At 38.5% G+C, this 10840-nt stretch carries 8 protein-coding genes; 4 read left to right on the forward strand and 4 right to left on the reverse strand.

Features of this window, described 5'->3' with window-relative positions; genetic code table 11:
• Positions 1-221: 221 nt before the first annotated feature.
• From QZ265_RS07305 to QZ265_RS07320, 4 genes are all read right to left on the reverse strand, one after another.
• Positions 222-1292: a CaiB/BaiF CoA-transferase family protein gene (locus QZ265_RS07305; RefSeq protein WP_296404862.1), complete on the reverse strand. Its 1071-nt coding sequence runs from the start codon at positions 1290-1292 to the stop codon at positions 222-224.
• Positions 1285-3456, reverse strand: coding sequence for a 3-hydroxyacyl-CoA dehydrogenase NAD-binding domain-containing protein (locus tag QZ265_RS07310; protein WP_296404864.1), 2172 nt, complete (start codon positions 3454-3456; stop codon positions 1285-1287). The genes QZ265_RS07305 and QZ265_RS07310 overlap by 8 nt, the downstream gene beginning before the upstream one ends.
• Before the next feature lie 97 nt (positions 3457-3553).
• Positions 3554-4762, reverse strand: coding sequence for an acetyl-CoA C-acetyltransferase (locus QZ265_RS07315; RefSeq protein WP_296404866.1), 1209 nt, complete (start codon positions 4760-4762; stop codon positions 3554-3556).
• Between the two features lie 182 nt (positions 4763-4944).
• The gene (locus QZ265_RS07320; RefSeq protein ID WP_296404869.1) at positions 4945-6096 is read right to left on the reverse strand and encodes an acyl-CoA dehydrogenase family protein; all 1152 of its coding nucleotides are present in this window, start codon (positions 6094-6096) and stop codon (positions 4945-4947) included.
• A gap of 207 nt (positions 6097-6303) precedes the next feature.
• On the opposite strand from QZ265_RS07320, the gene QZ265_RS07325 reads away from it, so the two are divergent.
• The 4 genes from QZ265_RS07325 (at position 6304) to QZ265_RS07340 (ending at position 10479) form a co-directional block, all read left to right on the forward strand.
• Positions 6304-6975: a TetR/AcrR family transcriptional regulator gene (locus QZ265_RS07325; RefSeq protein ID WP_296404871.1), complete on the forward strand. Its 672-nt coding sequence runs from the start codon at positions 6304-6306 to the stop codon at positions 6973-6975.
• 119 nt (positions 6976-7094) lie between these two features.
• On the forward strand, positions 7095-8357 hold the full coding sequence (locus tag QZ265_RS07330; protein WP_296404873.1) for a divalent metal cation transporter: 1263 nt from the start codon (positions 7095-7097) through the stop codon (positions 8355-8357).
• Positions 8358-8590: 233 nt separating this feature from the next.
• Positions 8591-9319, forward strand: a complete 729-nt coding sequence (locus tag QZ265_RS07335; RefSeq protein ID WP_296404875.1) for a hypothetical protein — start codon at positions 8591-8593, stop codon at positions 9317-9319.
• 188 nt (positions 9320-9507) lie between these two features.
• A complete protein-coding gene (locus QZ265_RS07340; protein ID WP_296404877.1) occupies positions 9508-10479 on the forward strand; it encodes a LysR substrate-binding domain-containing protein in 972 nt (323 codons plus the stop codon).
• The last annotated feature ends 361 nt before the right edge of the window (positions 10480-10840 follow it).

The raw sequence follows: 10840 nt of genomic DNA on the forward strand, positions 1-10840 counted from the left end.
TAGGTCTTTTTTTCACCTGTCATTTGATATTGCACTTCATGTGTTAATCTAAGATACATAAAATAGGTAAATTACAAGTACTAAGTAATTTACCTATTTTAAAACTAAGAGCTGACTAATTTTTCAATCATCTCTTGGTGACTCTTATTAAGTAGTGAGGTACCAGTTACTAAAATTACCATAATTGAACTTTTAATTAATGCACTTCAATTTAATAATTTCTAGTTGACCATTTGCCAACCTGCAGTGGCACCATACTCATCTTGATGCGCAAATAATGGATGTTGTTGCGCTTCTGATAGAGTCAGTACAGGCGTTACACAAACATCAGTGTCAGCGAATACTTTTTGCCAATGCTCTAATGGCTGACTTGCAATAACATCTGACACAGTTTGCATAGCAGCACGGCTGTCTGGCATATTTGGTAATACACCTTTTTGCCAATGCGTATTTTTCAGTTCTGATAACTCAAGCACATCACATAGTCCCTGCCAGAACTTTAATTCAAGCGAGCCGACCGCCATATAACGCTCATCTGCCGTTTTGTATAGACGGTAGCAAGGTAGTAGACCTCCTAAGAAGTCGTACTGTGGAACCGGTTTTTTACCAGTCATCTGTTCGATGAGCTTACCAGTAGACTTAGGCATAACCATATGATTATATAAACTATGCGTCATGCTGATATTTATGTGACGACCTTTGCCAGTAGATTTGGCAGCAATAACTGCTGACAATAGAGCAATCACCGCAGTGTCACTACCGCCTGCCAAATCAGCAAACTGGATGTTAGGCATAGCTTGACCACCATCTGCTGTCTTTAACTGGTCTAATACGCCACTCATCGCCATAAAATTAATATCGTGCCCCGCTTTTTGGCTCCAATCATGGTCAACCGTATCACCATCGGCATGACCATAACCAGTAATAGACACTATAACCAATTTCGGATTAAACGCATGTAAAGTCTCTGCACTTAAACCTGTGGCTTCAAGAACCCCAGGACGGAAGCTATCAAGCATAACATCAGCATCTTTTATCTGCTCTTTGATAACTTCTATACCAACTTCATCACGGAAATCTATTTTGTGAGTATCTTTACCATGGTTTAGGGCAGTAAACAACTGACCAAATGCACGGGCTGGGTCCCCATTAAGCGGTTCAATCTTTACAATTTCAGCACCAAGGTCCGCGAGTAGCCTAGTCGCAAATGGACCAGGCAAATTACGGGTTAGATCCACTACTTTAATGCCTTGTAGACAGTCTGACATTTGATCCAGAAGTGGATTACTCATCGCTAAACTCCTGACCTTTTTCAGCCATTTCTACAAGAATTTTAGCAGGTGCAAAACGCTCACCATAGGCAGCAGCAAGTTCTTTGCTACGTTCAACGAACTTTTGAACGCCTATAGAGTTTATGAACTGTAACGTACCACCTTGATTTGGTGCAAAACCCCAACCAAAGATTGATCCAACGTTAGCATCCGCTACAGAACGCACCACATTTTCTTCATAACATTTAGCGGTTTCATTAGCTTGAACGTAAAGTAGGCGATCAACTAAGTCTTGTTGAGAAGGCTGATCATCTTTAGTTGGATAAAGCTTAGTCAGCTCAGGCCATAATCGTTTTTCACCATTTTCTGGATAATCGTAGAAACCTTTGCCGACTTTTTTACCTTCACGTCCTAGCTCATTAACCATTTTTTCAACTACTGGCATAGCAGAATGCGGGGTAAAAATCTTGCCTTCAGCTTCTAAAGCACGCTTGGTCTGCTGCATAACATGTAATGATAAGCTTAGAGATACTTCGTCTTGTAAAGCTAATGGTGGCATTGGCATACCAGATTTTAAACCGGCAACCTCAATGCTACGTGGGTGGATGCCTTCTGCCAACATCGCAATACCTTCTGATACGTAAGTACCAAATACACGTGAGGTATAAAAGCCGCGACTGTCATTTACAACGATTGGGGTCTTGGCAATTTGACCCACGTAATCGAAGCCTTTGGCTAAAGTAGCGTCATCTGTCTCTTCACCAACAATAATTTCAACCAAAGGCATTTTATCTACAGGAGAGAAGAAATGTAGTCCTATAAATTGATTAGGACGCTTGCTGGCTTTAGCCAATTCAGTAATCGGTAACGTCGAAGTGTTTGAAGCATAAACGGCCGTTTCTGGAATGACAGCTTCAGCATTACGAGTACAAGCTGCTTTAATGTCGATGTCTTCGAATACTGCTTCGATAATTAAATCACAACCTTCTAGGTCGTCATAAGAAGTAGTGGTCTTGATTTTATCAAGTAAAGCTTGCTTCTTCTCATTAGTTGAACGACCACGACTTATCGCCTTGTCTAACAACTTGGTTGAATAGTTTTTACCTTTTTCAGCGCCTTCGATAGAGGTATCTAAAAGCACTACATCTATACCTGATTTAGCAGAAACATAAGCAATACCAGCACCCATCATACCGGCACCAAGTATACCTACCTTACTTACTTTAGAGCGTTCAAACCCATTAGGTCTTGATTGACCTTTTTTAATGTTATTCAGCTGAGTCCAAAGGGTATTGATCATGTTTTTAGAAACATCAGATAAAGCACAAGCTACAAAATAACGTGATTCAATTTTTAGACCATTATCAATATCAGTTAAACAACCCTCGAACACACTAGATAGAATATGAGTAATAGCTGGGTAATTGCCATGTGACTTTTGATTTGCCATTGCCGGTGCAATTGAGAATACCTGAACCACTTTAGGGTTCTTACTATCACCACCTGGGATTCTAAAACCTTTTTCATCCCAAGGCTGAGTGGCTTTAGGATTGTTTAAGATCCATTCTTTGGCTTTACTAATGAGTTCTTCGTTGTCTTTGGCGGTATCATGAATAACCCCAATTTCAACAGCCTGTTGTGGGTTAAGCTCTTTGCCTTGAGTCATTAGCTCAAGTGCTTTTTGGATACCTACTAAACGAGGCAGACGCTGAGTACCGCCACCGCCTGGTAATAGACCCAGTTTCACCTCTGGTAGACCCAATTTGGTCTTTGGTGAATCAATAGCAATACGATAATGACAAGCCAAAGCTAGTTCTAAACCACCACCCAAAGCAGTACCAGTAATAGCAGCAACTACTGGTTTGCCAGCAGTTTCAAGCTTGCGCAGGCTAGTTTTTAAATATTCAACTAAATCGAAAGCTTCTTCCGCTGTAGTGATAGTTGCCAATTGATCGATATCAGCACCTACCACAAAAGTAGATTTGCCAGAAGTTAAGATAAGACCTTTAGCTTCTTCATCACTGATAAAGGCATCGGTCAAAGTGGCAAATGCTTCATTGAAGCCATCGCCAATTACGTTCATTTTGCGATCGCTTTGATCGATGGTAACGGTGATGATGCCGTTATCTACTTCTGCCGAGAAATTATTTAATGCATTAATGGCGTTTACGCTGTTTGTGCTCATGTTATATCCTTATTATTTCTACACTTAATGTAGGGCGTATATTCGGTTCGTATTCAGACTTAAGAAGAGTGTGACCATGTAATTAACAAGCTTCGATTTATACACGCTCAATAATGGTCGCAATACCCATACCACCACCTACACACAATGTGATCATGGCAGTATTTAAGTCACGACGTTCTAATTCGTCCAATACGGTGGTAACCAACATAGCGCCTGTGGCTCCTAATGGATGACCCATGGCGATAGCGCCACCATTAACGTTTACTTTGTCTAGTGAAACACCAAAATCTGCAGCTGTATTCATAGGTACCGCAGCAAAGGCTTCATTAATCTCCCAAAGATCGATATCTGCAGCCGTCATACCGGCTTTATCTAAGGCTTTTTGACAAGCTGGGGTTGGACCGGTTAACATGATTGTTGGCTCTGAGCCAATGACAGATGCCATAGTAATCTTAGCTCGTGGTTTTAGACCAGCTTTCTCACCAGCAGCTTTACTACCCACTAAACACAAGGCTGACCCATCAACAATACCTGAAGAGTTACCGGCATGGTGTACATGAATAACTTCTTCAATAGTGGTGTACTTATCAAGAATAACGCCATCAAAACCCATTTTACCAGGCATAGCAAATGAAGGATTTAATTTAGAAAGGGTTTCAACAGAGGTGTTAGGACGGATAGTTTCATCTTTGTCCAATAGTAAAAGACCATTAATGTCAGTTACAGGTACAACAGATTTGTCATAATAACCATTTTCCCAAGCAGCTGCTGCTCTTCTATGTGATTCAGTCGCAAAAGCATCGACATCTTCACGAGTAAATCCACGTAAGGTAGCAATGGTATCTGCGCCAACACCTTGAGGGACAAACTCGGTAGATACGTTTACGCGAGGATCCATATACCAAGCACCGCCATCTGAGCCCATTGGCACACGGCTCATTGATTCAACACCACCAGCAACTACTAAATCTTCCATACCAGACATTACTTTGGTAGCAGCCAAGTTGATTGACTCAAGACCAGAAGCACAAAAGCGTGATAGCGTTAATCCTGCTACACTCTCATCCCACTCGGCATCAATAGCAGCAATACGGGCAATATCAGAACCCTGCTCGCCTACTGGGGTAACACAGCCTAATACAATATCGTCTACTAAACTGGTGTCTAGGTTGTGGCGTTTTTGCATCTCTTTTAGAAGAGTGCGAACTAGCCAAATTGGTGTGGCTTGATGCAAAGAACCATCTTTTTTACCTTTACCACGTGGTGTGCGAATGGCATCATAAATATAGGCAACTTCAGTCATATAAATCCCTTTTTATTTCTTTAAATAATTTATTTTTCGAACTATTTTTTTTAATAGTCGATTAACATTACAATATTAGCTATGTTAAAGATAGTAGATCAGGTTAAAAATCACTGATTTAAACGTAACAATTTAGTGACTTGATTTCATTCTCAAGTCACCAAATTTAACTTTCGGATAATCTACATAAAACGTGAAGCTAGCTCTTTCATAATTTCGTTAGTGCCGCCATAGATTTTCTGTACACGTGCATCAGCATACATACGAGCGATTGGGTATTCACTCATATAACCATAACCGCCGAATAACTGTAAGCACTCATCCATAACTTTACATTGTTTCTCAGTAACCCAGTACTTAATCAATGAAGCTTGAGGAGCTGTTAGTTTACCTTCGATCATGGCTTCAATAGCAGAATCACATAAAGCACGGACCGCTAAATAGTCTGCTTGAACTTCAGCTAATTTGAAGCGTGTATTTTGGAATTTCCAAATAGGACGACCGAACGCTTCACGCTGTTTGACATAATCAAGGGTTAGCTCTAGTGCTAATTTAATAGCGCCACAGCCACTTAATCCAATAATTAGTCGCTCTTGCGGTAGTTCTTGCATCATTTGGATAAATCCAAGACCTTCAACACTACCTAATAAGTTCTTTTGAGGCACACGCATATTACTAAAGAATAGCTCTGAAGTATCCTGAGCTGATAAACCAGTTTTCTTAAGGTTACGACCACGCTCAAAACCTTCTAAACCTTCAGTTTCCACCACAATTAATGAGACGCCCTGTGCACCCTTCTCACGGTCTGTTTTACATGCCAATACGATTAGGTTAGCGTGTTGACCATTAGTAATGAATGTTTTAGACCCATTAATAATATAGTCATCGCCGTCTTTAACTGCATAAGTTTTAATTGCTTGAAGATCTGAACCAGTTGTAGGCTCAGTCATTGCAATTGCACCCACACATTCGCCAGTTGCCATTTTTGGTAGCCATTTTTGCTTTTGTTCTTCTGTACCTAAATGAAGGATATAAGGAGCAACGATACCTGAGTGAACCATACCACCAAAGCCAGCTTGGTTAGCTTGAGCCTGAGCTAAAAGAATAGCAGCCTCATGACCAAAGTCGCCGCCGCCGCCGCCATATTGTTCAGGCATTGAGGCACATAAAAAGCCCATTTCACCAGCTTCATTCCACGCTTGACGGTCAATTTTGCCGTCCTCACGCCACTGCTCGTCTTTAGCTTCCCAACTTTTGAACAACTTTAAGGCACTTTCATATACCATTTCATGTTCTTCAGTCATCCAATTGCTTTTAAAAGTATCAATGCTCATAGTGTCATTCCATAACCGTTTAGGTGAATAAATTTCGAACAGTAATAGAATATAGTAATTAATATTACCGTTCTCTGAATAATTAAACTAGCATTTTAAGCTTGTTATTATAAGCTTTGAGAACTTATACTACAAAACAATATTTTGATAAGCAATAATTTCATTTAAAATGGTAATAATAATTTCCTATTTATAACAGAGGCAAATATGAGTAACAAATCCGTAACTTATAAAGCAAAATCAAAAGATAAAAAAGAAACAGATATAGCCAATAAAAAAACCATTGCGCCTTTATCAAAAATGCGTCCAGCTACTTTAGATAGCATTGAAAAAGCAGTTCATCAATTGTTTTCTGGGGAAAATGCTCAGGAAGTCACCATGATTCAAATTGCTAAAATGGCAAACGTTTCGCTACAGACGTTATATAAATATTTTGGCGATAAGCATACCGTTTTCCATACTATTATGGATAGAGTCTTAGGCCGGCTAGCAGTTCGTATGATGGATCATTTGCAAGGTATCGATAGTGTGGAAGATAGAATTCGAAAGACCTTATGGGTTGTTTTTGATTTCGTTGATAATTATCCCGATGCAATCATGGTACTTACTTCAGTTTCGGCGTCAGACATACGCAAGATTTCTATTTATGAGAATGAAAACCTGATCCAAGCTTTTATTAGTGTGTTACATGATGGTCAAAGTCGAGGGGTTTTAAATGATAAAGTGCCACTTTATATTTTATTCGATGTTTTTATGGGCTTCGTCATGCGTATAGGAATGATGCAGGTAATCCGCAAATCTCCTACCCCTTTGAATGATAATTTTGATGATTTATTTCAAATATTATGGCGCTCTATTTCAAAACCTGAGGTTAATTAAACGTTTTAACTATTTATGACCCAGTTATTATGTCTCAGTTGACAGGCATATTGGCTTAACTCTGATTGATATCTAAAACTCAGCGCTTAATATTAAACATAATATAAGGACAATATTTTATGAGTATCTCCTCTACACAGGCTGGTCCAAATAATAAAGGCTCGAATTGGCAAGCTTTTGGCCCTGGTATCCTACTGGCATCAGCTGCCATTGGCGGTTCGCATCTTATCTCGTCTACTCAGGCAGGCGCGTTATACGGCTGGCAGTTGGCCATTATGATTATTCTTGCGAACTTTTTTAAATATCCTTTTTTTAAATTTGGTACTGACTATGTCTATGACACCGGTGAGTCGTTGATTGCCGGATATGCCAAAAAATCTCGTTTGTATTTGTGGGCCTTTTTTATCTTATCCCTAGCAGCCTCTGTTATTAGTACGGGTGCGGTAGCACTATTGGCAGCTGTTATTTTAGGATTTATGTTGCCTGAAAGCTGGGGGCTGTCTAATAGCACATTAGCTGTAATAGTGATGGGCATATCGTGGTTTTTTCTGATTGTAGGTCACTACAAGATGCTTGATAAGCTGACCAAATGGATTATGGTGGCATTAACAGTTACCACTTTGGCAGCAGTTATTATTGCTGCAGGCAAGCCTACGGCCATTGCACCTAATTTTGTACCTGTCTCACCATGGAATTTAGCAAACTTAGCATTCATTGTGGCACTTATGGGCTGGATGCCTGCGCCACTTGAATTCTCTGCAATTAACTCTATGTGGATATCTGCCAAAGTTAAAGCCGACAATACTACTCATCGTCAAGGCTTAATCGATTTTAACGTAGGCTTTATCGTCACCGCCTTATTGGCACTAGTATTCTTAGCATTAGGCTTGTTTGTACAATACGGTTCTGGTGTAGAGATTCAAACCCAAGGCGGTGCTTATGTAGGACAGTTGATTAATATGTACACCGCTACTATTGGTGAGTGGTCAAGATTATTAGTAGCCTTTATTGCATTTATGGTGATGTTTGGCACTACAATAACTTGTGCTGACGGCTATGGGCGCATAAATGCTGAAAGCTGGCGTTTAATTAAAGGCGATATAGAAGTTTCGCAAAAACAAATTTTGGTATGGACCACTTATAGCGCCTTGGGTGGCTATATTATTATTACCTTCTTTACCGGTCAACTTGGCGCCATGCTCAAATTTGCTATGATCACAGCTTTTATTTCAGCACCTATATTTGGCTGGTTAAATTACTCACTGGCAAAAAACGATCATCAGTTATCTTCTGGTATGAAGCTATATAGTATTGCAGGTCTAATCTTTTTAGGCGGAATTGCTTTACTATTTATGGCACAGTTAGTAGGCTTTCTTGACTAATCTACGTGCTTTATAGACTTTTTGTTGTATCAGTCATAATCTACAGTATTTAGTCTTAAAGCTATTTAAAGGCCAAACCTCTCAAAGTCATTGTTATACATTTCACTGTAATAAATGTCACTGTTATAACTTTTACTGTCATAACTTTTACTATTACTATTTTAGCTATCTGCTATATTGATCATTATACAAATGGCATAAAGTTACCTATCTTGAAGCAACTGGAGACATATATGAAGATTTTAGGGTTTTTGAACTCAGATAAAAAAGGCTCTAAACTCTATAGTGCTGCTTTGTTAATTTCAGTTTTAACTGGCTCGTTAGTTATGATAAGTTGTGACGAAACTAAAAAAGACCCCATGTTACAGACTATTCCAAGCAATGTTGAAAACTGGGAGGTTAAACTTGGCGATACTTTAGATCTACTCTCCGAACAAGATAAACAGCTATTAAGCCGCTATATGATGCGAATACAGTTAAGTGAAGCTTATGAAAAAGGTGCCATGCCAAACATAACAATTGATAAAGCTTTAGAGCAACAACGCCAATACGAATTGCTTCATCCTGCTAATCCTACAGGACGTAAGAATACAGTCACTCAAAATACACAGCAAAAGGATTTCAGCCTTATTTTACAGCCGGCTAATATCACTAAATCTGATAGCTTTAGTGATGTTGAATTAGCATTTTTATTAACCAATAAAGCAAATGTAGCTATTCGCAGTTTTAAAGGAACCATATTACTTCGCTACCCTAGCTTTAAAAAGCCAAAACCTGTTGTTATTCCATTAACCACCTTTGACCCCCTTATTGCACCAAATAATGCCCAGCAATTGGTAGCTAATGTAAGTATCTCCGACACCAATGTTATGAAAGCCATTCAAAACCCGCAAAATATAGAAATTGTAGTAACTGAAGGCAGTTTAATCTTTGATGATGGCCGCGAAATTAAATTTGAATAGCTACATTAAAATCATTATGACAAGCAGTATTAATACGTTTTATGATTCAGTTGCAAGTAGTTAACTATTAACTATCGAACAGGTATTTAGTAGTTATAGAGTAGTTATCGAATAGTTAGCAATAGCAGGATATAAATGGACTGGGTTGTAAGACATAGCAGTGAGAGAGACATAGCAGTGAGACATAAATGCAATTAAAAAGATTAAAGGCTTTTCATACTATTGCGCAATTAAAAAGTTTTAGTGATGCAATCGCAGTCACGGAATTATCCCAGCCTACTTTAAGCCGTTTAGTTAAACAGCTTGAAGAAGAAATTGGTGTCGAGCTTATTGATCGTTATCACCGTCCATTGCAATTGACCCCTGCTGGTCTTTTTTTCTATGGAAAAGTAGATGCTATTTTGAAGGAATTAGACAGCACAATTACCTTAACTCAAAAGATGGCACATCCCCCTGATACCCTTAACATAGGTTTTGTACCATCAGTACTGTATGGGCTATTACCAACGATAATCTCCAAAACCAAACAGCGTTTGCCTAATCTTGATGTGCATTTAAAAGATATCAGTTCTTTTAAACAAGTTAATGCGCTTAAAGCCGGTGAGATAGATGTGGGTTTTGGACGTTTTGCTCATTACGATGCCAGTATAAAGCAGCTGTTATTACGTCATGAGCGATATGTGGCTGCGCTGCCCAATACGCATCCGCTAATCAATAGTGTTGATATTCACTTATCCGAGCTTCAAGATTACCGAGTGATACTGTATCACCAGACTCATTTACCAGCTTCCAATATTAAATCAATGAATAGTCAGTCCATAAACAATGAAAATTTTGATAGCCCCGCTCTTATTGGCGAGCCTTTATTGCATTTATTTGCCAAGCAATCTGCCTGGCCACATCAGACTACTACTGTGAGTGATGTACAAGTTGCTTTGGGATTAGTGGCTGCAGGCGAAGGCATTACCTTGGTTCCTGATAGCTTAAAGTCTGTCCGTACGGAACAAATCATTTATCGAAAATTGGTTCATGAAGATGCAACCTCCCCAATTTATCTTTGTGCTCTAAACAATCCAATCCATCCTGCTTTTGATATTTTATTAGAAGTCATATATGAGATATATGAAGATCGTGGTATTACCTATCGTCGATCAAGCTAAAGCTCATTAAATTGTATGCTAAATTTAGATTAATTTAAGAATGGTGTTTTTTAAATTTATGTTAAAAGAATTAAATTGTAAATATTTGTAAAATTATATTTATCTTATTTTACTTAATTTTTACAGCTACTAAATACTATAGTCATTTGAATCAAGTAATTTAAATAATAGTATTCTAAAATCAAATAGTTTAATAAAAATTAATTAAAGTATTCAAAAAATATTGATATAACATCTTTATTTAAACTTTCTTATTATTTGAATTACGAGTAATCTATAGAGCAATTAACAAAATTAGACCAGTTAATGAAACTTGGATTCAATTACGAAGTGCAACGGCTCCGAATCTAGATTTTACCTC

Origin of the sequence: Psychrobacter sp. (assembly GCF_018260395.1) — a bacterium.
Lineage (GTDB): Bacteria > Pseudomonadota > Gammaproteobacteria > Pseudomonadales > Moraxellaceae > Psychrobacter.